At 72.5% G+C, this 22,168-nt stretch carries 19 protein-coding genes; 7 read left to right on the plus strand and 12 right to left on the minus strand.

The annotated features are described in order from the left end of the window. Positions 1-72 precede the first annotated feature (72 nt). Complete coding sequence (locus SLAV_RS41630) at positions 73-228, plus strand: DUF6131 family protein (RefSeq protein WP_167456811.1); 156 nt, start codon at positions 73-75, stop codon at positions 226-228. Here SLAV_RS41630 and SLAV_RS31545 read toward each other — a convergent pair. Then, a complete protein-coding gene (locus tag SLAV_RS31545; protein WP_100661074.1) occupies positions 219-974 on the minus strand; it encodes a DUF4118 domain-containing protein in 756 nt (251 codons plus the stop codon). The genes SLAV_RS41630 and SLAV_RS31545 overlap by 10 nt on opposite strands. Positions 975-1,128: 154 nt before the next feature. On the opposite strand from SLAV_RS31545, the gene recQ reads away from it, so the two are divergent. Then, a complete protein-coding gene (gene recQ / locus SLAV_RS31550) occupies positions 1,129-3,126 on the plus strand; it encodes a DNA helicase RecQ (protein WP_100661075.1) in 1,998 nt (665 codons plus the stop codon). 12 nt (positions 3,127-3,138) lie between these two features. Here the strand turns inward: recQ and SLAV_RS31555 are convergent, their stop codons facing one another. From SLAV_RS31555 to SLAV_RS31575, 5 genes are all read right to left on the minus strand, one after another. Beyond that, positions 3,139-4,194 (minus strand): LLM class flavin-dependent oxidoreductase, encoded by a 1,056-nt coding sequence (locus tag SLAV_RS31555; RefSeq protein WP_100661076.1) that lies wholly within the window; start codon positions 4,192-4,194, stop codon positions 3,139-3,141. Positions 4,195-4,254: 60 nt separating this feature from the next. Continuing rightward, complete coding sequence (locus tag SLAV_RS31560; RefSeq protein ID WP_100661077.1) at positions 4,255-5,277, minus strand: transporter substrate-binding domain-containing protein; 1,023 nt, start codon at positions 5,275-5,277, stop codon at positions 4,255-4,257. Positions 5,278-5,346: 69 nt separating this feature from the next. Next, on the minus strand, positions 5,347-6,138 hold the full coding sequence (locus SLAV_RS31565) for an amino acid ABC transporter ATP-binding protein (protein WP_100661078.1): 792 nt from the start codon (positions 6,136-6,138) through the stop codon (positions 5,347-5,349). Further along, the gene (locus SLAV_RS31570) at positions 6,135-7,085 is read right to left on the minus strand and encodes an amino acid ABC transporter permease (protein WP_244225296.1); all 951 of its coding nucleotides are present in this window, start codon (positions 7,083-7,085) and stop codon (positions 6,135-6,137) included. The genes SLAV_RS31565 and SLAV_RS31570 overlap by 4 nt, the downstream gene beginning before the upstream one ends. A gap of 266 nt (positions 7,086-7,351) precedes the next feature. Next, positions 7,352-8,365 (minus strand): amino acid ABC transporter permease, encoded by a 1,014-nt coding sequence (locus SLAV_RS31575; protein ID WP_100661080.1) that lies wholly within the window; start codon positions 8,363-8,365, stop codon positions 7,352-7,354. 630 nt (positions 8,366-8,995) lie between these two features. On the opposite strand from SLAV_RS31575, the gene SLAV_RS31580 reads away from it, so the two are divergent. Genes SLAV_RS31580 through SLAV_RS31590 form a run of 3 tightly spaced genes read left to right on the plus strand, consistent with a single transcriptional unit; the run spans position 8,996 to position 11,924 of the window. Continuing rightward, entirely contained in the window at positions 8,996-10,180 is a 1,185-nt protein-coding gene (locus SLAV_RS31580) for an LLM class flavin-dependent oxidoreductase (protein ID WP_244225251.1), read from the plus strand. After that, complete coding sequence (locus SLAV_RS31585) at positions 10,177-11,148, plus strand: ABC transporter substrate-binding protein (RefSeq protein ID WP_100661081.1); 972 nt, start codon at positions 10,177-10,179, stop codon at positions 11,146-11,148. The genes SLAV_RS31580 and SLAV_RS31585 overlap by 4 nt, the downstream gene beginning before the upstream one ends. A gap of 11 nt (positions 11,149-11,159) precedes the next feature. Next, a complete protein-coding gene (locus SLAV_RS31590; RefSeq protein ID WP_100661082.1) occupies positions 11,160-11,924 on the plus strand; it encodes an amino acid ABC transporter ATP-binding protein in 765 nt (254 codons plus the stop codon). A 28-nt stretch (positions 11,925-11,952) separates the two neighbouring features. Here the strand turns inward: SLAV_RS31590 and SLAV_RS31595 are convergent, their stop codons facing one another. Next, entirely contained in the window at positions 11,953-12,867 is a 915-nt protein-coding gene (locus SLAV_RS31595) for a DUF5829 family protein (RefSeq protein ID WP_100661083.1), read from the minus strand. Between the two features lie 143 nt (positions 12,868-13,010). Between SLAV_RS31595 and SLAV_RS31600 the strand changes: the two genes are divergently transcribed. After that, positions 13,011-14,351 (plus strand): diacylglycerol/lipid kinase family protein, encoded by a 1,341-nt coding sequence (locus tag SLAV_RS31600; RefSeq protein WP_100661084.1) that lies wholly within the window; start codon positions 13,011-13,013, stop codon positions 14,349-14,351. Between the two features lie 16 nt (positions 14,352-14,367). Here the strand turns inward: SLAV_RS31600 and SLAV_RS31605 are convergent, their stop codons facing one another. The 4 genes from SLAV_RS31605 to SLAV_RS31620 are packed head-to-tail and all read right to left on the minus strand — an operon-like array spanning position 14,368 to position 20,189. Beyond that, positions 14,368-16,098 (minus strand): SulP family inorganic anion transporter, encoded by a 1,731-nt coding sequence (locus SLAV_RS31605; protein WP_100661085.1) that lies wholly within the window; start codon positions 16,096-16,098, stop codon positions 14,368-14,370. Next, positions 16,098-18,821 (minus strand): cation-translocating P-type ATPase, encoded by a 2,724-nt coding sequence (locus SLAV_RS31610; protein ID WP_100661086.1) that lies wholly within the window; start codon positions 18,819-18,821, stop codon positions 16,098-16,100. The genes SLAV_RS31605 and SLAV_RS31610 overlap by 1 nt, the downstream gene beginning before the upstream one ends. 45 nt (positions 18,822-18,866) lie before the next feature. Further along, a complete protein-coding gene (locus SLAV_RS31615) occupies positions 18,867-19,877 on the minus strand; it encodes a polyphosphate kinase 2 family protein (RefSeq protein ID WP_100661087.1) in 1,011 nt (336 codons plus the stop codon). Positions 19,878-19,880: 3 nt separating this feature from the next. Next, positions 19,881-20,189: a three-helix bundle dimerization domain-containing protein gene (locus tag SLAV_RS31620; RefSeq protein ID WP_100661088.1), complete on the minus strand. Its 309-nt coding sequence runs from the start codon at positions 20,187-20,189 to the stop codon at positions 19,881-19,883. A 207-nt stretch (positions 20,190-20,396) separates the two neighbouring features. On the opposite strand from SLAV_RS31620, the gene tsaD reads away from it, so the two are divergent. Then, entirely contained in the window at positions 20,397-21,497 is a 1,101-nt protein-coding gene (tsaD, locus tag SLAV_RS31625; RefSeq protein ID WP_100661333.1) for a tRNA (adenosine(37)-N6)-threonylcarbamoyltransferase complex transferase subunit TsaD, read from the plus strand. On the opposite strand, the gene SLAV_RS31630 is transcribed toward tsaD, so the two are convergent. Beyond that, on the minus strand, positions 21,472-22,023 hold the full coding sequence (locus SLAV_RS31630; protein ID WP_244225252.1) for a protealysin inhibitor emfourin: 552 nt from the start codon (positions 22,021-22,023) through the stop codon (positions 21,472-21,474). The two genes, tsaD and SLAV_RS31630, sit on opposite strands and share 26 nt — an antisense overlap. Positions 22,024-22,168: the final 145 nt, after the last annotated feature.

Below are 22,168 nucleotides of genomic sequence, written 5' to 3' on the forward strand. Positions count from 1 at the left end.
GGTAGACGCCCGGAGTCACACCCGGCGGATCCCATCGTTCCGCCGCCTCCCTACCGGAAGACGAGGGACACCATGATCGTCATCGGACTGATTCTCCTGCTCATCGGCTTCCTGACCGGCATCTCCATCCTGTGGACCATCGGGATCATCCTGCTCGTGGTGGGTGCGGTGCTGTGGATCCTCGGTTCGGTCGGACACGCCGTCGGCGGCCGTCGCCACTACTGGTGACCGGCCGAAAGGCCCGCCGTGTCCAGGGCCGCCCCGGCCTGCGCGGCCAGCGCCACGGCCACCAGGCGGTCCTGTTCCGCGGGCAGCCGGCGGCCGGGCCGCGGGTCGAGGAGGTAGCGCCCGTAGTAGTGGCCACCGCCGACCACCAGCAGCTCGGTCTCGCCGTCCGGCCAGTCCGCGTACTCCGTCACCCGGTCCCCCCGGCGCCACCACACGCCGCCGTCGTGCTCCAGGCGCGGCAGGTGCCCCATCAGGGTCCCGTACTGGAAGCGGCAGCCCCGCAGCCCCAGCAGGCCGGTCAGCTCCCGGCCCACGTGCGCGACCACCGTGTCCGGATAGCCGCCGAACTCGGCCAGCCGGGCGGATCCCCGCAGGCTCGACAGCTGCGCGGCGTCCGTCGCCACGGCCGAGCGCATTCGGCGCCCGCGCACCGCGGACTGCCCGACGATCAGGCCGACGACCAGCAGCAGCGCCGCCGTCACCACGTCGTCGTCGCCGGTGATGACGAACCGCCCGTAGGGCGCGGTGAGGAAGAAGTCGAACCAGGCGGCCGCCGAGAGGGCGGCCACCGCCCCCGCGGCCCGCGTCCCGGCGGCGGCGACCGCGACCACCGAGACGACGAGGACCAGGGCCGCGTTCGTCGCCGACAGGTCGGTGCGCAGCGGGGTGAGCGCCAGTGCCGTGAGGAAGGGGACCACGAGCGCCGCGAGCAGGGCGGCGGGGTCGCGGAGTCGGTACCCGGACATGTCGTGCCTCCTGTCGCCCGTCCGCCCGTCCCCCCTTCCTTCCATCCTGCCCCGGGCGGCGGAGCGGGCCACCCGCGCCGCCGCCCGGGGCGGGTTGTCCACAGGCTCCGCGGGACGGTGCCGGGGTGTCGGCCGCTGCCGATAGGCTTCACGGATGGCCCTTACGGACGCTTCCCCCGAGACCTCCCCTGCGCTGGAGGTGCTGCACCGCGTCTTCGGATACGGCTCCTTCCGCGGTGAGCAGCAGGAGATCATCGAGCAGGTCGTCGGCGGCGGTGACGCACTCGTGCTGATGCCGACCGGCGGCGGCAAGTCGCTCTGCTACCAGATCCCGGCGCTCGTCAGAGAGGGCACGGGCGTGGTGATCTCGCCGCTCATCGCCCTGATGCAGGACCAGGTGAACGCGCTCACCGCACTCGGGGTGCGGGCCGGATTCCTCAATTCGACGCAGGACCCGTACGAGCGGCAGGCGGTCGAGCAGGCCTTCCTCGCCGACGAGCTGGACCTGCTGTACCTGGCTCCGGAGCGGCTGCGCACCGAGGGCACCCAGCGGCTCCTCGACCGGGGCAGGGTCTCCCTCTTCGCGATCGACGAGGCCCACTGCGTCGCCCAGTGGGGCCACGACTTCCGGCCCGACTACCTCGCGCTGTCGATGCTGCACGAGCGGTGGCCGAAGGTGCCGCGGATCGCGCTCACCGCGACGGCCACCCGGGCCACCCACGCCGAGATCGTGGCCCGGCTCGGCCTGGACGAGGCCCGGCACTTCGTCGCCAGCTTCGACCGGCCGAACATCCAGTACCGCATCGCCCCGAAGAACAACCCGCTCAAGCAGCTGCTGGAGCTGATCAGGACCGAGCACGAGGGGGACGCGGGGGTCGTCTACTGCCTCTCCCGGGCGTCGGTGGAGAAGACCGCGGCCTTCCTGGTGGAGCAGGGCGTCGAGGCCGTCGCCTACCACGCGGGCATGGACTCCCGGACACGCGCCGCGAACCAGGCCCGCTTCCTGCGGGAGGACGGGATCGTGGTCGTGGCCACGATCGCCTTCGGCATGGGCATCGACAAGCCCGACGTGCGCTTCGTGGCCCACCTCGACCTGCCGAAGTCCGTCGAGGGCTACTACCAGGAGACCGGCCGGGCCGGCCGTGACGGGGAACCGGCCACGGCGTGGCTGGCGTACGGCCTGCAGGACGTGGTCCAGCAGCGCAAGCTGATCGAGGGCTCCGAGGGCGACGAGGCCCACCGCCGGTCGCTCGGCATGCACCTGGACGCCATGCTCGCCCTCTGCGAGACGGTCGACTGCCGGCGGGTGCGGCTGCTGGAGTACTTCGGGCAGTCGGGCGAGCCCTGCGGCAACTGCGACACCTGCCTGACGCCCGCCGAGTCCTGGGACGGGACGGTCGCGGCGCAGAAACTGCTGTCCACGGTGTGGCGGCTGGCGAAGGAACGGCGCCAGAAGTTCGGCGCCGGGCAGATCATCGACATCCTCCAGGGCAAGAAGACGGCCAAGGTCATCCAGTTCGACCACGACGGGCTGTCGGTGTTCGGCGTCGGGGCCGACCTGAGCACCGCCGAGTGGCGCGGCGTGGTCCGCCAGCTCCTGGCGCAGCGCCTGCTGGCGGTCGAGGGCGACTACGGCACGCTGGTCCTCACGGACGAGAGCGGCGAGGTCCTGGGAGGCCGCCGCAGCGTCCCGCTGCGGAAGGAGAAGGCGGTCGCCGCGCCTTCCCGCAAGGAGTCCGGCTCCCGCTCCGGGAAGGGCGCCCGCGTACCGGTCGACCTGCCGGCCGCGGCCGAACCGGTGTTCCTGGCGCTGCGGGCCTGGCGGGCCGCGACGGCGCGCGAGCAGGGCGTTCCGGCGTACGTGGTCTTCCACGACGCGACCCTGCGCGAGATCGCGACGCGGCTGCCCGGCACGGTGGAGGAACTGGGCACCGTCGGCGGAGTCGGCGAGGCCAAGCTCACCAAGTACGCCGAGGGGGTCCTCGCGACCCTCGCGGAATGCGCCGGTGCCGACACCGCAGCCGGCACCGCTGCCGCCGTCCCGGCCCCGGCCGGCCCGGCACCCGCGCCGCGGCCGTCCGCACCCGACGCCGACGAGCCCCCCTTCGACCTGGACGAGATGGACCCGCCCTGGGACGAGGACTGGCAGTAGGCGCCGGGCTCCCTACGCCCCGGGCGGGGGAGGGAAGGCGGGGTCCGGGATCGACCGGCGCAGCACCGGCGCCACCTGCGACTGGAACAGTTCGAGGGAGGCCCGGTGCTCCGCCTCGCCGAGCCCGCCGGGCTCGGCCTGGAGGTGCAGGACCGTGTGGCCGAACTCCTCGTGGTAGCGGTGCACCTTCTCGATCACCTGCTGGGGGCTGCCGATCAGGGCCGAGCTCCGCTCGACGAAGTCCTCCAGCGTCGGGAAGACCGGCTCCAGCCCCTGCGCCCGGTGGAGCGCCAGGTACCGGGCGAACGCCGGCCGGTACGCGGCCACCGCCCCCTGGGAGGTGGCCGCGGTGTGGAACCCCGCCGTGCCCGCCCCCACGACGGCGTGCGCCGGGTCGTGCCCGTAGTGCGCCCAGCGGTCCCGGTAGTGGCGGATCAACTCGGCGTAGGGACCGATCGGGTGGGTGACGTTCGCCGAGAAGAGCGGGTCGCCGTGACGCGCCGCGAGGTCGACCGAGTCCCGGCTCGTGGCACTGCCGTGCCAGACCCGCAGCGTCGGCCGGTACGGCCTGGGCAGCACCTCGGCACCGGTCAGCGCGGGCCGGAAGCGCGGCCGCGCGGTCACCTTGTCCTCGTGCCAGATCCGCCGGAACAGCTCGTACCCCTCGGCGTTGCGCTCCCACTGGTCCTCGGGACCCACGTCGAACAGCTCGCGCTGCGCCGTGCCGTTCCCCTTGCCGATCATCAGCTCCAGGCGGCCGTCGCTGAGGTGGTCGAGCGTCGCGTAGTCCTCGTACGCCCGCACCGGGTCCAGCAGGCTCAGGGTGGTGACGGCGGTGTAGAGCCGGATGCGCCGGGTCAGCGCGGCGATGTGCGCGAGCACCACGGGCGGGGACGACGACAGGAACGGCCGCTCGTGGCGCTCGCCGACGCCGAAGCCGTCGAAGCCGAGCTCCTCGGCCAGCAGCGCGGCGGACACGACCTGCCGGAACCGCTCGCGCGTGGGGGTCGGGGCTCCCGTCACCGGGTCCGCGGTATCCGATATCAAGGTGATGGTCAGGAACTTCACGCACGCGCCTTCCTGTGGGAAAAGGCCCCGGTGCGAAGGGAATCCGGGGAAGGGGATCGCTCAGGAATTGGTCGTGGGCAGACCGGGCGGGTTGACCTGCGAGACGGTCACGGCCTCGTTGGAGAGGTTCCAGGTGGCGAGGAGCTTTCCGTACTGCCCGTTGCCGATCAGGTGGTTGACGGCCTCCGCCACCGGCCCGGCCAGGCCGCTGTCCTTCTTCGCCGTCGCCGCGATCAGCCCCTGGAGGGTCTCGCCGGCTCCGGAGAACGAACCGGCGTTGCGGGTCGGTGCGTTGCCGCCCGCGGTCTGGGTGACGTGGTACGCGATCGCCGGGTTCGGGCCGAAGTTGAGGTCGATCTTCCCGCCGCTCAGCGCCAGGTTGACGCTGTTGGCGTCCGGGAAGTACTTGACCGTGAGGTCCTTGCCCTCCGCCCGGAGCTTCGTCTGCCACTCCAGGAGGATCTTCTCCTGGTTGGTGCCGGAGCTGACCGCCACCGTCCTGCCCGCGAGGTGGCGGTAGTCGCCGCCGAACTCCCAGGTGTTCGTCTTCAGTGCCTCGAAGGCCAGGTTGTCCTGCCGGTAGGAGGCGAAGTCGTACTTCTTCTTGCGCTCCTCGGTGACCGTGACGTTGGTGAAGGCCACGTCGACCCGGCCGCTGTCGATGCCGACGAAGAGGTTCTCCCAGGTGGAGTTCTTCACCACCGGTTTCAGCCCCAGGGTCGCGGCGACCAGCCGGCCGAGGTCCGGCTCAGCGCCCGTGAGGGTCTTCTGGTCGGTGCCGACGTAGGCGAGGGGCGGGAAGCCGGCGGGCAGGGCGCCGACCCCGATGACCAGCTCGCCGCGCTCGCGCACGGCCTGCGGGAGCCGGGCCCGCAGGGACTCCACGACCGGGACGGACAGCTCGGACTGCCGGGCGGCGCCGTTGGATACGGCGCCGATGGTCACGGTGCCGGGAGCGGCGGCGGTGGCCGTGGCCTCCGCATCGCCCCCGCACGCGGTGAGTCCGCAGGCGAGGGCGGCGGTGGCGGCCGCCGCGCCGAAGCGGCGGACGAGTCGGGTGCGCAGGGGGGACCGGCGTCTCATGGGCTTCCTTTTCGGGTCTTCGCGGGAAGGGGGGAGGAGGCGGGGCGGGGGCGGGGCGGGGGCGTGCCCTCAGAGCACCCTGCTGAGGAACTCCCGCGTCCGTGGGTGTTCGGGACGGTCCAGGACCCGTGCGGGCGGGCCCTGTTCGACGATGCGGCCCTCGTGGAGGAAGACGATCTCGTCGGCCACCTCGCGGGCGAAACCGATCTCGTGGGTCACGATCACGAGGGTGGTCCCCCCGGTGGCCAGGTCCCTGATCACGGACAGCACCTCGCCGACCAGCTCGGGGTCGAGGGCCGAGGTGGGTTCGTCGAAGAGGATGACGCCCGGCCTCAGCGCCAGGGCCCGGGCGATGGCCACCCGCTGCTGCTGGCCGCCGGACAGCTGCCTCGGGTAGGCGCCGGTACGGTCCCCGAGCCCGACCCGTGTCAGCAGCTCCCGCGCCAGCGTCTGGGCCTGCTGCCGGGACAGCCGGCCCGTGGCCACGGGGGCGGCGGCCACGTTGTCCAGCAGGGTCAGGTGCGGGAAGAGGTTGAAGTTCTGGAAGACGAAGCCGATCCGGCTCCGCTGGGCGAGGATCGCGGACTCCCGCAGCTCCCTGAGCCGGTTCCCCTGCCGCCGGACGCCGATCGGCTCGCCGCCGATGCTGACGTGGCCGGCCTCCGGTTTCTCCAGGTGGTTCAGGACCCGCAGCAGGGTGGACTTGCCCGAGCCGGACCGCCCCAGGATCACGGTGACCGTGCCCGGGGCGACCGTCAGGCTCACCCCGTCGAGGACCCGTCGGCCGCCGAACCACTTGTGCACGCCGTGCACTTCGACGGCGGGGGGCCGCGCCGCGGCGGCGATGCCGGTCGTGGTCATCGTGCCGTCTCCTTCCGGAACCGGATCCGCAGGTCGCGCAAACCCGCCCGGGCCCGCTGGAGCGGCGTGGGCGCCACGGTGCGCAGCGCCCCGCGGGCGTAGTACCGCTCGACGTAGAACTGCGCGACGGAGACCAGGCTGGTGAGGACCACGTACCAGACGGTCGCCACGAGCAGCAGCGGCACCACGTCGCCGGGGTAGGTGCCGGCCAGGTTCTGCACCGTGCCGAACAGGTCGAGCAGCGACACGTAGAAGACCAGCGAGGTGGCCTTGAGCAGGCCGATCAGCTGGTTGACGTAGGAGGGGACGATCGAGCGGAGCGCCTGGGGGAAGACGATCCGGGCGAACCGGTACCGCCTGGGCAGGCCCAGGGCCGCCGCCGCCTCGTGCTGCCCCTGGTCGACCGACAGCACACCGGCCCGGACGACCTCGGCCGCGTACGCCGCCTCGCACAGGCTCAGGCCGGCCACGGCGACGACGATGTCGGTGGCGAGCCGCGACTCGTCGAAGGTGAGGAAGGCGGGCCCGAACGGAATGCCGATGCCGAGGGTCGGATAGAGGGCGCCGAGGTTGTAGAGGAAGAGCAGGACGACGATCAGCGGCACGGAGCGGAACAGCCAGACGTACGTCCAGCTCACCGAGCGCAGCACCGGGCTGCCCGACAGCCTGCAGAGGGCGAGCAGGACCCCGCCGGCGAGGCCCAGGACCGCGCTGTACGCCGTCACCTGGAGGGTGATGAGCAGCCCGTCCAGCACGACCGGGCGGGCGAACCAGTAGGCGAAGCGGGCCCATTGGTAGAAGGGGTTGGTGATCAGGCCGTGGGCGGCCTGAGAGACCAGCACCAGCACGACGAAGCCGGCGGCCCACCGCCCGGGCCGGCGGAGCGGGAGGACCCGCCCGTCCGGCCCGGGCGGCCCGGACGGGCGGGCGGGCGCGGAAAGGAGCAGCGATTCGGTCAAGGGGGAAACTCCAGCGGCTTCGACACGGCGCGGAATCGAAAAGCGGAAGAAGGGAGGTGAAGGGAACAAAGGCGGGACGGCGGAAATCGGGCGCCGGAATTCCCGTGGTCTGCGCCGTAAGCTAGGCAGCCCCGCGAAGGGGTGTCAACGGTCCCGATATCGGGACGGGCACGAGCGCGTCACCTTTTCATCCGCCGTACACACAATGCCTGTTGGTGAAATGAAACCGCCGCCGTGCAGGGTGCCCGAAGCGGTCAGCGGCCGCCCGGGGCGGTCACCGCGTGCAGCCGGGCCCGCAGGCCGGTGAGGCGTACGCGCAACCGCTGGAGCGGGGTGGGCGGCAGGCCGCGGGAGGTGCCGCGGGCGTAGTACCGCTCCACGTGGTACTGGCCCGCGCTCAGCACGGTGGTGACGGCGATGTACCAGAGGGTGGCCACCATCAGCAGCGGGATGACCCGGTAGTTCTGGTTGTAGACGAGCTGCACCGAGTACAGCAGGTCGTGCACGGCCAGCACGCTGACGATGCTGGTGCCCTTGAGCGTGCCGATCAGCATGTTCCCCGCGGTCGGCACGATCGAGCGCATCGCCTGCGGGACGACGATCCGGCGCAGGGTGCGGCTCCGGCTCAGGCCGAGCGCCTGCGCGGCCTCGGTCTGGCCGGGATCCACGGAGAGGATGCCGCCGCGCACCACCTCCGCCGCGTACGCCGACTCGTGCAGGGTCAGGCCGATGACGGCGGTGAGGGTCGGGCCGAGCAGGTTCACCGTCTGCACGGTGAAGAGCCGGGGTCCGTACGGCAGGCCCAGGGCGAGCGTGGGGTACAGGGCGCCGATGTTGAACCAGAAGAGCAGCTGCACCAGCAGCGGCGTGGACCGGAAGATCCACACGTAGCCCCAGCTCAGTGTCCGCAGGACCGGGTTGGCGGAGAGCCGCATCACCGCGAGCAGGGTGCCGAGGAGGAAGCCGAGCACCATCACCGCACCGGTGAGCCACAGGGTCAGCAGCAGTCCGTCGAGCACGGCGGAGGTGGTGAAGTACTGCCCCACCACCTCCCATTGGAAGGCTTCGTTGCGGACGACGGAGACCAGCACCATCGCGAGGACCAGCAGCGCGGCGGCAGCGGACAGCAGGCGGCCGACGTGCCGGCGCGGCACGACCGGCGGCGCGTCGGCGCCGGGGGCGCCGGGTGGTCCGGGACGCTTCGGCGGGGATCCCGCGGGAGCGGCGGGGGTGGCGGGCACGTCGGAGACGTCGGAAGGGGTGGCCATGGGGGCACTCCGGGGAAGGGAGGGGGCGCGGACAGGGACGGCCGTCCGGCGGCAGGGCTCGCGAAAGCGCGGTATCTACTGGGGAGCCGCCTGCCGGGGGCCGGTGCTCGTGTCGTCACGCCCGCCCGCGTCCCTCAACGCGGGCGGAGGGGCTTGCACGCACGGCGCGGCCCCTCCGCCGTCGATCGTATGCGCCGCCGGCCCGGCCGTGTCAACCACGCGCGGCCGGGCCGGGCGCGGGCGTCCACCGGCCGGTCCGTTGCTTGACGAAGGGCGGTCCGTGCTGTTCAAGTAGGCGCATGAACGCCCATCAGCGTCGCCTCGTCTCGCGCGACTACATCGACTTCGGTCGGGTGTGGTCCGCGGCGTGTTGCGCCTGATGCGGCAGCGGGCCGTCTGACCGGCCCTTCCCTTCCCCACCCCTCCCTCGGCGGCCCGTCGCGCGCCCCGGTGGCGCGTTGCCGCCTCCCGGCGTTCCCGGCGCCCGTGTCGTCATGCCCGTGTCGTCCGCCGTCCGTTCCGTCCCGCGTTCTCACGACGTTCTCGTGACGCTCCCTCATGCGCCGCCGTGGCAACGGCCGTTCCGTCCTGCCCGCGCGCCCCGCTCCACCGCCCACGAAAGGCCTTCCCATGCCCGTGGAATTCCTCGGCATCGCCGCCACCAACGACGGCTCCGAAACCACCGCGCGTTCCGGCGCGGCCTTCGACAAGGAGTACACGCTCCGGCTCGGCCGGGCGCACGAGGACCACGGCTGGGACCGTGTGCTCCTCGCCTACGGTTCCGGCTCCCCGGACCCGGCACCGGCGGCCGCGTACCTCGCGAGCAGACTGGACCGCCTCCAGATCCTGCTCGCCCACCGGCCCAACGTCTCCTACCCCACCTACGCCGCCAAGACCTTCGCGACCCTCGACCAGATCAGCGAGGGCCGCCTGACCGTGCACTTCATCACCGGCGGCAACGACCACGAGCAGGGACGCGAGGGAGACACGCTCACCAAGGACGAGCGCTACGCCCGGACCCGCGAGTACATCCGGATCGTCAAGAAGATCTGGACCACCCGGGAGCCCTTCGACCACGAGGGCGAGCACTACCGCTTCCACGACTTCGTCAGCGACGTCTTCCCGGTCAGGCAGCCGCGCCCGGACGTCTCTTTCGGCGGTTCCTCGCCCGCCGCGTACGCGGCGGGAGGCGCCGAGGCCGACATCTACTGCCTCTGGGGGGAGCCGCTGGAGCAGACCGCCCGGCAGATCGAGGCCGTGAAGGCCGCCGCCGAGGCCGCGGGACGCACCGAAGCGCCGCGCATCCAGGTCGCGTTCCGCCCGATCATCGCCCCGACCGAGGAACTGGCCTGGGAGAAGGCCCACCGCACCCTGGGCGCCATCCGGCAGCGCCGGCGGGCGGGCAGCCGCCCGGGCCCCCACCGCGACGGGGTCGCGCAGGCACCGGCACCCCAGAACGCCGGTTCCCAGCGGCTGCTCGCCATCGCCGAGGCGGGGGAGCGCTACGACCGGGCGCTGTGGACCCCGACCGCCGCCGCCACCGGCGGCGCCGGGAACTCCAACGCGCTGGTCGGCACCCCGGAGACGGTCGCCAGCGCGCTCCTTGACTACTACGACCTCGGGGTCGACATCCTGTCGGCCCGTGGCTACGACCTGCTGGGTGACGCGATCGACTTCGGCCGGTACGTGATCCCGCTCGTCCGTGAGGAGGTCGCCAAGCGCGACGCCGCACGCGCGGCGGACCGTACCGCCGCCGCCGCGACCGCCACCGCCGCCCCGGACCTCGACCGGCCCCGTACGGCGGTGCGCGGATGACCGCCGCAGTGCCCGCGCAGCGCAAGGGGACGGGCGCCCTGCTGCGCGCCGCCGTGGCCCTCGCCCTGCTGCCCCTGCTGGCGCTGACCGCCTGCGGCTCGGGCGGGGAGGCACCGCGGACGGCGGGCGCCCAGGCCGCCCCCGCACCGGACGACGACCCGGTCGCGGGCGTACGGACCGTGGACTCGATCGCCGCCCTGCTCCCCGCGGACGTCCGCGCGGCGGGCAGCCTGCGCGTCGGCAGCTCCGTCGGATCCCCGCCCGCGGCCTACTACCCGAACGGGCAGGACAAGCCGCCCGCCGGCCAGGACATCGAGATCGCCGACGCGGTGGCCAAGGTCCTCGGAGTGAGGCTGGAACGGCAGGAGGCCTCCTTCGAAACGATCCTGCCCGCACTCGGCAGCGGCAAGTACGACGTCGGCACAGGCAACTTCGGGGTCACCGCCGAACGCCTGAAGACCATCGACTTCGTCACCTACATCAACGACGGCCAGGGCTTCGCGGTCAGGACGGGCAGCACCGCGCTGACGGGACGGGTCACCGAACTGACCCGGCTGTGCGGACTGACCATCGGCACCGGGGCCGGCACGACCTTCGAGAAGACCCTCACCGAGCAGCGGGGCGTGTGCGCGGCGGCCGGCCGGAAGCCGTACGAGGTGAAGGTCTTCTCCGAGACCGGGGCCGTCACCACCGCGCTGCAGCAGGGCCGGATCGACGTCGTCATGTCGACGATCAACGGGCTGCGGCACCAGGCCGCGCAGCCCGCCGCGCAGACCACCTTCCTCGGCGAGTACCACCGGCTCGACGTCGGCTTCGCCCTCAAGAAGGGCTCCCCGCTGGCACCGGCGCTCCAGGCCGCCGTCAACGAGCTGATCGGCAACGGGACCTACGCGCGGATCCTGAAGAAGTGGGGCACCACCGCCTCCGCGATCGACACCTCGCGGATCAACCCGCCCGAGCAGCGATGAGGGGCGAACCGGTGGGCGACGTCGTGGTCGACGTCCACGGAGTCCACAAGAGCTTCGGCCCGCTGCAGGTGCTGCGCGGCGTCGACCTGTCGGTCCGCGCCGGCGAGGTCACCGTGATCCTCGGCCCCTCCGGTTCGGGGAAGTCCACGCTCCTGCGCACGATCAACCACCTGGAGAAGGTCAACCGCGGCTGGATCCGCATCGACGGCGAGCTGATCGGCTACCGCGGCTCCCGCGGCAAGCTGTACGAACTGAAGGAGAAGGAGGTACGGGCCCAGCGCACCCGCATCGGATTCGTCTTCCAGAACTTCAACCTGTTCCCGCACCTGACCGTGCTCGACAACCTCGTCGAGGCGCCCGTCGCGGCCCTGCGCCGCCCGCGCGCCGAGGCGGAGGCGACCGCCCGCCGGCTCCTGGAGCGCGTCGGGCTCTCCGACAAGGCCGGCGCCTACCCGCGTCAGCTGTCCGGCGGACAGCAGCAGCGGGTGGCCATCGCCCGCGCGCTCGCCCTCGAACCCAAGGTGCTGCTCCTCGACGAGCCCACCTCCGCGCTGGACCCGGAGCTCGTGGGCGAGGTCCTCGACGTCATCAAGGACCTCGCCCACACCGGCACGACCATGATCGTCGTCACCCACGAGATCGGATTCGCCCGTGAGGTGGCCGACACCGTCGTGTTCATGGACGGCGGGGTCGTCGTGGAGCAGGGGCCGCCCGCGGCCGTGCTGGACGCGCCGCGGCACGCCCGTACCCGCGCCTTCCTCGGCAAGGTGCTCTGAGGACGACGACGGCGCCCGCAGCCCCTGCCTACCCGACGTCGCCGAACGTCCACACGGCACGCGTGCCGGGGCCGACGACGAGGGTGGAGCGACCGATGCGTTCCACGTGGCGCTGCGCCACCGGATGGTTGAGGGACATCTCCACCTGGCGCAGTCCCGCCCGCTCGCGCGCGACGGGGTCCAGCCGGACGGTGGTGCCGCCGCCCTGCGCCACGACGCCTCCGTCCGCGAGGTCCCGTACGGCGAATCCGCCCGCCCGGAGCAGGGGCACCGTGTTGGCCAGGTCGCCGGCGGTGACCGCGATGCGGATCGAGGTCACGTCCCGCATCAGGTGGTCGCGGTAGCCGTCGGACAGGTAGCGCTCCCGGCCGACGTCACCCGGACGGGCCGCCGGCTCGGTGTTCGCGCGCGGGTCGGCGAAGTACTCCGGCAGGTACTCCATGCCCCAGGCCCCGAAGGCGTCGTAGCGGTCGGTGGTGAAGACCGCGTCGAACCACGGGACGGGGACGCCGTCGCCGAAGTCGCGGGTCTGGCGGAAGGTGACGGGGGCGGGGACGCCCTGGTCGCGCAGCCGCTGCGTGACGGTGGCGAGGTCACCGGCGGTCTCGGCCGAGATCCCCGTCCCGGCGGCGCCCAGCGTCCCGTCCTGGCCGGGGACGTCACCGACCCCGAACAGTTCGAGGTAGGTCTCGCGCCCCGTCAGGTAGCGGCCGGTCCAGGTCTGCCCGCCCGTACCGGTGGTGGTGCGGACCTGGAAGTTCGCGAAGTCCCGCAGGTAGGCCGAGTGCTCGATGGCATCGGCGGTCTCCCGGTCGAGGACCCCGTAGGCGTGGTTGAAGAAGAGCAGTTGCCGGCCCGTCGGCGACCCGTCGTCCCGGGCCGGCGCGGCGCCGGAGGCACCGGCCGCCAGGCCGGTCAGGGTCAGGGTCAGGGCGAGGACCATGAGCGTGCGTAACGTACGGCGAAGCGACATGGGGCAGATCGTAGGTCGTGGAACGTTTGTTCGCCCGCCTTTACGGGCGCGCGCGGACGTGCCGCGCACGGTGACCGCTCGTACGCTGAAGTGGAACGCTGGGAGGTAGGCCCATGAACAGGCGCTGGGCGGCGCGTCTGGCCCTGGTGGCGGGCGTGGGGGCGGTCGCTGTGCTGGTCGTCTTCGCCGGGCTCGCGAGCCTCGTGCTCATGGCGGCCGCGTGGGCGGGCCTGGTGCTCACGGCCGCCGGTGCCTGGTGGATGCTCACCCACACCGGCTGGATCAGGGCGCTGGCCGTGCTGCTCATGGTCGCCGCGCCGCTCACCGTGCTGTACCTGTACTCCTCCGCCGGGCTGCTGTGGGTCGTGCTGGCCTCGCTCGGCCTGTGGGCGCTGGCCGTCCTCGCCGGCCGGGCCGCGCTGACCGAGGACTCCCCGCCGGGCATGCCGGAGCGGTCCGTCGGCCTGGCCGGGCGACCGTTCCTCATCATGAATCCGCGCTCGGGCGGCGGGAAGGTCGAGAAGTTCCGGCTCGCGGAGCGGGCCAGGGCCCTGGGCGCCGAGGTCGTCGTCCTGGACCCGGACCGGCACGAGGACGTGGCAGAACTCGCCCGGCGGGCCGTCGCGCGCGGGGCCGACCTCCTCGGCGTCGCGGGCGGCGACGGTACGCAGGCCCTGGTCGCCGACGTGGCCGCGGAGCACGACCTCCCCTTCGTGGTGATCAGCGCCGGGACCCGCAACCACTTCGCCATGGACCTCGGCCTGGACCGGCAGGACCCCTCCACCTGCCTGGAGGCGCTGACCGACCCGGTGGAACTGCGCATCGACCTCGGGCGCATCCACGCCGGAGAGCCGGCGGACGGGCGTCCGGGGCGCGTCTTCATCAACAACGCCTCGTTCGGCGTGTACGCGGAAGTCGTCCAGAGCCCCGCCTACCGCGACGACAAGGCCCGCACCATCCTGGAGATGCTGCCCGATCTGCTGACCCGCCAGAGCGGCGCCCGGCTGAGCGTCCGGGCCGGCCCGCTGACCACGGACGGCCCCCAGGCCGTACTGGTGAGCAACAACCCCTACCAGCGCGGCGACTCGGCGGGTCTGGGGCGCAGGGAGCGGCTGGACACCGGCGCACTCGGCGTGCTGTGCGTGGGTGTCGGCAACACCGCCGAGGCCACGGAACTCCTGCTGCGCGGCGGCCAGGGCCGCGGGCTGACCGAGGCCACCGCCCGCGAGGTCGTCGTGGACTGCGACGCCCCCGTCGTCGCGGTGGGCGTCGACGGCGAGGCCCTCTCGTTGCCCACCCCCGTGCGCTGCCGCATCGAACCCGGCGCCCTGCGCGTGCGGGTGCCCCGCGGCCGGCCCGGTGTGCCGCGCGCCGCGCCGCCGATGGACTGGCGGCGGGTGCGGCGGCTGGCCCTGACGATGGGGCGCTTCGCGGCGGGACGCGATCGCGCCTGATCCGCCCGGGAGGCGGTCACCCCCCGTCGCCGGGGGGTCCCCACTCGGCTCCGGTCTGCCGGCGGAAGGCCTCGACGGCGGCCTCCACGGTGGGGAAGAAGTGCGCGGGGTCGATGGTGCGGGTGAGCTCGTACCGTTCGATCTTGCGCCGTACGGGGTCCTTGAGCTCGGCGAAGACGAGGTGCACGCGGTCCGCGTTGAGCGTCTCGTCGAGCTCCTCCAGCACGTCGGCGGCGGTGGTGTCCACATCGGTCATGGGCTCCGCCGCGACCACGATCCAGCTCGGCCGCGGATCGGTCTCGGCCAGCCGCCTGATCTCGTCGCGGAAGGCCTTGGCGTTGGCGAAGAGCAGCGGCGCGTCGAACCGGTAGATCACCAGGCCCGGCAACCGGGAGGCCCCGGGGTAGGAGCGGACGTCGTGGAAGCCCTCCAGGTCCGGCACCCGCCCCAGCACGGTGTGGTACGGCCACCAGGTCTGCCGGAAGACGTTGAGGACGGACAGGGCCACGGCGATCGCGATGCCGGGCAGCACACCGAGCAGCGCAACGCCGAGGAACGCCGCGCAGCACAGCAGGAAGTCCGTCCGGCGCTGCCGCCACAGCCGTACGGCCCCCGGCACGTCGGCCAGGGACAGCGACGCGGTGATGACCACGGCGGCGAGGGCCGGCTGGGGGAGGTTGCGGAACAGGCCCGGGGCCAGCACCAGCATGAGCACGATGAGCGCCGCCCCGACGACCCCGGTGAGCTGGCTCCTGGCCCCCGCCCGCTCCGCCACCGCCGTACGGGAGCCGCTCGTGCTGACCGGGAAGCCCTGGAACAGACCGGCCGCGAGGTTGGCGACCCCGATCCCCGCCATCTCCTGGTTGCCGCGGACCTCCTGGCCCGTGCGGGCGGCGAAGGCCGACGCGTTGGAGATCGTGTCGGCCAGGGACACCAGGGCGATCCCCAGCGCACCGCCGAGCAGCAGCGTCAGGTCACCGAGCCGCACCTGCGGGACGGTGAACGGGGGGAAGCCCTCGGGCAGTACCCCGACCAGACCGACGCCGCGCCCGCCCAGGTCGAAGGCGGTGGCCGCGGCGATCGCCAGGACCACCATCACGAGCACCGCGGGGACCTTCGGCAGCAGCCGCTGCAGGACCAGGATCAGGGCGATCCCGCCGCAGCCGACCGCCGCGGCGGCCGGCACCACGTCCCCGCCGAGGACTCCCTGCACGAAGCCGGCGAACTCGCCGAGGAGGTCGTCCGCATCGACCGAGAAGCCGAGCAGCTTGGGCAGCTGGCCGATCAGGATGGTCAGCGCCAGCCCGTTCATGTAGCCGATCATCGTCGGCTTGGAGATCAGGTCGGCGATGAAACCGAGCTTCGCCACCGAGGCCAGGATCATGACGGCCGCCACCATGAGCGCGAGCACCGACGCCAGGGCGACGGCCCGCGCGGGATCCCCGTCGGCCGCCACCAGGGGCAGCACGGTCGCCGCGATCATCGGCCCCAGCGAGGAGTCCGGGCCCAGCACCAGGATCCGGGACGGCCCGCACACCGCGTACCCGAGCAGACACAGCACCGTCGTGTACAGGCCGGTGATCGGCGGCAGGCCCGCCAGCTCCGCGTACGCCATGCCCTGCGGCACCAGCAGCGTGGTCAGGACGACCCCGGCCACCAGGTCCCTGCCCAGCCACTCCCGTCGGTAGGACGAGGCCGCGCGCACCCCGGGAACGGCCCGCAACCGGGTGGCGAGCCGCCCGCGCATCAGGTGCCCCGGGGCGCCCGGCGGGCCAGGAGCTTGCCCAGCTCCCACAGGAGCAGGAGCGCGAGGGCGGCCAGCAGCGCGGCGCCGAACTGCCGGGCGTCGATCTCCGTCGTACCGAGCAGGCGCCGGAAGCCGTCCATCTGGGTCACCAGTACCGCGAGCACGAACTGGGCCAGTGCCACCCAGTTCATCTGCCTGCTGTCGAAGGTGGACGGGGTCAGTACCGATTCCGTCTCGCTGCGGCACTCGAACGCCGCCACGATCAGGCACAGCGCGAAGGCGGTGAACGCGACGGACTGCCCGGTCCCGGCGCCCTCGGCGGAGGACCCGCCGAGGCGGATCAGGCCGAGCAGGACGATGGTGATCGCCAGGCCGGCCAGCCCCACCGTGACCAGTACGGGCCGGGTCAGCACCGACTCCCCGCGCGGGCGCGGCCTGCGGAGCATCAGTCCGGGGCTCTCCCGGTCGAAGCCCAGCGCGAAGCCGAAGGAGGCGTTGACCACGAAGTGGATCCACAGCACCTGCGGGGGAGTGAAGGGCTCACCGGCGGCGATGTTGAAGACGGTGGCCCCGAGGAAGGTCAGCACGAAGGTGACCAGCAGGAGCAGCACGAACCGGATGTACTTGGTGAGGTTGTCGTAGATCCTGCGGCCCTGCTCCACGGCGTAGACGATCGTGGCGAAGTTGTCGTCGGACAGGACCATGCGTCCGGCGTTCTTCGCCACGTCCGTACCGCTGCCCATGGCGATGCCGATGTCGGCGGCCTTGATGGCGGGGGCGTCGTTGACCCCGTCCCCGGTCATCGCCACGACCTCGCCCTTCTTCTTGAGCGTGTCGGCGAGCAGCACCTTGTGCTCCGGGGCGACGCGCCCCACCACACCGATGCCGTCGATCCGGGCGAGCTGCTCCTCCTCGCTCATGGCCGCGAAGTCCGCTCCGAGGATCGCCTCACCGGGGATGCCGAGCTGCCGGGCGATCGCCGCACCGGTGGTGACGTCGTCACCGGTCACCATGCGCACCCGGATGTGTCCGGCCTGGGCGCCGGCCACGGCCGCCTTGGCCTCATCACGGGGCGGGTCGACCATGGCGACGAGGCTGGTCATCCGCAGCCCGGTGACGTACGCGAGCAGGTCGCCCTCCGGGTCGAAGGCGGCCGGGTCCAGATCACGGGTGGCCCCGGCCATCACCCGGTACCCCTCGGCGCCCATCCGCTCGGTCTGCGCCTCGGCGCGCGCCGCCAGTTCGGCGTCCCAGGGTCTGGTCCCGTCCGCCGCGAGCGCGGTGGCGGCCCGTTCCACCATCGCCGGGACGGCACCCTTGACGAAGCACCGCACGACCTCCCGCCCGGAGTCGTCGACCGCCGCGTTGAAGGTGGCCATCAGCTTGTAGCCGGGGTCGAACGGCAGCGTGGCCAGCCTGGGGAGCGACTCCCTGGTGCCCTCGATGTCCAGTCCTGCCTTGTGCGCGAGCACCAGCAGCGCGCCCTCGGTGGGGTCGCCCACGACCCGGCCGTCCACCAGCTTCGCGTCGCTGGCCACCAGGTACGGCAGGATCGCGTCCTCGATGTCGGTGGCGGAGCCCGCGGAGTGGTGGATCTTCCCGGCGAGCTCGTAGCCCGTGCCCGAGACCGTGTACCTGTCGGTGGGGGTCACCACCTCGACGGCGGTCATCTGGTTCATCGTCAGGGTGCCGGTCTTGTCCGAGTTGATCGCCGACGTGAACGCCAGGGTCTCCACCGACGGCAGTTCCTTGACGATGGCGTTCCGCTCCGCCAGGTTGAGGCTGCCGACCGACAGGATGGCCTGGGTGACGGTGGGCAGGGCCTCGGGGATGGCGGCGATGGCCAGCGAGACGGCGCTGACGAACAGCGCGTCCCAGGCCTGGTCCCGCTGCCGTCCCAGGGCGAACATCACGATCATGGTCAGGCCCGCGGCGGCCGTGATCCACAGGGTCAGGGTGTCGAGCTCCCTGGTGAGCGGCGGCACCTCCTTCTCGGTGGCGGACAGCATCCCGGAGATCTTGCCGAGCTCGGTGCCGGCGCCGGTCGCCGTGACCACGACCACGCCGCTGCCGTGCGTGACCGGGGTGTTCATGAACGCCATGTTGGTCTGGTCGCCGGGCGCCGGAAGGGGGCCCGCCAGCGTACCGGTGTCCTTCGCGGCGGGAACGCTCTCGCCGGTCAGCGCCGATTCGTCGATCTGCAGGGCGCTGGCCCTGATGATGCGTCCGTCCGCCGCCACCTGGTCCCCTGCGGCGATGAGCACGACGTCGCCGACGACCAGCTCCTCGGCGGGGATCTCGGCCTCCGTCCCGTCCCTGCGTACCCGCGCCGTCGCCTTCATCATCGACTGCAGCGCGTTCATCGCGCTCTCGGCCTTGCCCTCCTGGCGCAGTCCGATGACCGCGTTCAGCAGGGTCAGGACGAGCAGCAGGACGGCGGTGGTCCACTCCTGGATGAGGAGCGAGACGACCGCGGCGGCCACGAGGACGATCTGCATGTAACTGCGGTACTGCCGCAGGAACCGGAGCCAGGCGGGGGTGCGCTTCTCCTCGGGCAGCGCGTTCGGGCCGTGGGCGGCCAGCAGGTCCGCCGCCCGTGCGCCGGAGAGACCGACCGTGGGATCGACGTCGAACGCCGCCGCCACCTCATCGGGCGACCGCGTGTACCAGAGGTCCTGCGGAGCGCGGGGCTGTCGTCCCGCGGAATCCGACCGCACTGTCATCGTCGCCTCCGGTTCGTGGCCGCGATTCCCCTTCCAGACCTTCCTCTAGACCTTCCTCCCCTTCTTTCCCTTCCGCCCCTTCTTCCCCTTCTTCCGCCGCCCGCCGCTGTGGGCGGCGGGCGGGTGCCCGGCGGCGTAGGGATCGGCCGGGACGCCGGCGGGAGCCTCCCGCTCCAGCTCCCCCCGGGCGACGAGCAGGTCTCTGCGCGCATCTTCCCCGACATCGGGGAACTGCGGGTCGATGTCCATCAGGGTGTGGGCGAGGACCGCCGCCGCGCAGATCCGCGCGAACCACTTGCGGTCCGCGGGCACGACGTACCACGGCGCCCACGTGGTGCTCGTGGCCGACAGCATCTCCGAGAACGCGTCCTGGTAGTCGTCCCAGTGGCGGCGCTCCCGGACGTCCGCCGCGGAGAACTTCCAGTTCTTCTCCGGCAGGTCGATCCGTTTCAGGAAGCGGGTGCGCTGCTCCTCCTTGGACAGGTTCAGGAAGATCTTGACCACTTTGAACCCGTTGTCGGTGAGGTAGTGCTCCCAGCGGTTGATCTCCCGGTAGCGCCGGTCCCACAGGTCCGGGCCGCCCCCTTCGTCCGGAAGTTTCTGCCGGGCGAGGACCTCGGGGTGGACCCGCACGACGAGGACCTCCTCGTAGTGCGAACGGTTGAAGATGGCGATCTCGCCCCGGCCGGGCAACCGCTGCGCGTAGCGCCACAGGTAGTCGTGGTCGAGTTCCTCGCTGGAGGGCACCTTGAAGCTGCTGACCCGTACGCCCTGGGGGTTGACGCCGCTCATCACGTGGCGGATGGTTCCGTCCTTGCCGCCGGCGTCCAGCGCCTGGAGACAGAGCAGTACGCCGAACGTGTCCTGGGCGGCCAGCCGCTCCTGGTACTCGGACAGCAGGGACACCCCGGTCCGCAGCAGCTCGATCCCGTCCTGCTTCTTCATGCCGGCCTTGTAACGGGGATCGAAGTCCCGGTCCAGGCGTACCTTCGACCCCGGCTCCACCCGCAGGGCCTCGATGAAATCGGCGATGCGTTCGGCTCTGTCGTCGGCCATCGGCTACCACCCCTTCGCTGGTCCCGGGGCGATCGCCCCTCCGTCGCCGGTGGCCTCGTCGGGGGCGGCGCGGCATGCGGCGTCGAGTGTCCTGCGGCACCGGCGTTCGGCCAGGATCGGGATGTAGGCCCTGACCCTGGCCCGGTGGAACGAGTCGTACGCGGCCCGGACCGCGGCCTCGACGGTGACCGCGTCCACGGTTGGGTAGGCGGCCTTCAGACGCGCCACCAGGTCCCGCACGGCCACCGGTTCGTCCGGCGGTCCGGCCCGGGGGAGGCCCGGCGGGGCGGGAGCCCGTTCCCCGACCGTCATGGCCGCTGCACCGATTCCATGACCCACGACCTCCCGACCGCGGAAGCACGTGTCCCGCCCTCGACGCGAGGAGGATCCTCAGCGCTCATTGTCTGCTCGCCCCGACAAGATCGCCCCCCGGGCCGGGCGCCCCGCGGACCGGGTACCTTATTGCACATCATGTGCAACTGGAACTGAGTAGCAAAAGAGGTCGGTGTGGGCGCTCCGGTGGTACTGGGCATCGAATCGTCGTGCGACGAGACGGGCGCGGGGATCGTGTCCGGCGGGCGGCTCCTCGCCCACGTCGTGGCGTCGAGCATGGACGAGCACGCCCGATTCGGCGGGGTGGTGCCGGAGATCGCCGCCCGGGCGCACCTCCAGTCGTTCGACCCGGTCGTCCGCGAGGCGCTCGACCGGGCGGGACTGGGGCTGCGCGAGATCGACGCCGTCGCGGTGACGACCGGCCCCGGCCTGTCGGGCGCGCTCCAGGTCGGTCTGGCCGGCGCCAAGGCACTGGCCTTCGCGGCCGACGTGCCGCTGTACGGGGTGCACCACCTGGCCGGGCACGTGGCCGCCGACACCCTGGAGCACGGTCCCCTGCCCGACCCGTGCGTGGTGCTGATCGTGTCCGGCGGGCACACGTCCCTGCTGCTGGTACGTGACCTGGTCCGTGATCCGATCCTGCACCTGGGCGACACCGTCGACGACGCGGCCGGCGAGTGCTTCGACAAGGTGGCCCGGGTGTTCGGGCTGCCCTACCCGGGCGGACCGGCGATCGACCGGGCCGCCCGTGCGGGGGACGGGCACGCCGTGGCCTTCCCCCGCCCGCTGACCGGACCGCGCGACGCCCCCTACGCCTTCTCCTTCTCCGGGCTGAAGACGGCCGCCGCCCGGTGGGCGGAGCGGCACCGCCTGCGGGGGGAGCCGATCCCGCTGGCCGACGGCGCGGCCTCCCTCCAGGAGGCCGTCGCGGACGTCCTCACCCGCAAGGCGCTGGCCGCCTGCCGGGAGTACGACGTGCGCACGCTCGTCGTGGTCGGGGGCGTGGCGGCCAACTCCCGCGTCCGGGCACTGGCGGAGGAACGGTGCGCGGCGGCCGGGGTCGAACTGCGGGTCCCGCCGCTGACGTTGTGCACCGACAACGGGGCGATGATCGCGGCCGTCGGCGACCTGCTCGTCCGGGCGGGCGCGGACCCGGCGCGGCTGGACGTGTCGATCGACCCGTCCGCACCGCTGGAGTACGCCGCCCTGCACCCGACGGTCCACCGGCCCGCCGGCCCCGGCGCCCCGTCGGAGGCGCGGGTCACTGCTGCGCGAAGTGCTTCCTGAGCCAGGTGAGCAGGGCCGCGTAGGCAGGGGGCATGGCGCCGTCCGACTGCTCAAGGGCGGTCGTGCGGTCGCCGTCCTCCACCGTGATCGAGTAGCTCATGGCGTCGCGGGCCCGGTCGTCCTGCTCCTGCCCGGACATCGAGACGGCCGCCGCCACCAGCCGGGCCGGCTCGGCCGCGGCGTCCTCGGGCAGGGTGGCCGTCTCCAGCACCTGGGGCGGGCGGGGGACGCCCCTGATCGGGACTTCCACTTCCTGCCAGGCCGACAGCACCGCCGACTGCTTGGTGCCGCCGGTGCCGAACAGTTCCCCGGCCTTCTGGAACGTCGTGCTCGCGAAGTCCTCGAACTGGTCATGTGCGCCGGTGGCCTTGAGTGATGCGTACCAGATGCTGCCGGAGGCCTCCCATGCGAATCCGCCGATGTGCGAGGCCGTCAGGAAGAACGCCTTGTCGGGAATTCCGGAGTTGAAGTGCACCCCGGCGAAGTCTCCGGGCTTGGTGTCGGGCAGGTGGATGAACTTGCTCACGCGGTCGGGTTGGGGGCTTCCCGAACTGGGGATTGTTGTACGCGTGCCCCGGGTTCTTCATGGACCGCAGGGCGTCGTCGGCGATTCCCGGGGTCCATATGTCGGCCCCGATCCGGTTTCCGGCGGCGCAGTCACGCTGACATCA

This window comes from Streptomyces lavendulae subsp. lavendulae (genome assembly GCF_002803845.1).
GTDB lineage: Bacteria > Actinomycetota > Actinomycetes > Streptomycetales > Streptomycetaceae > Streptomyces > Streptomyces lavendulae.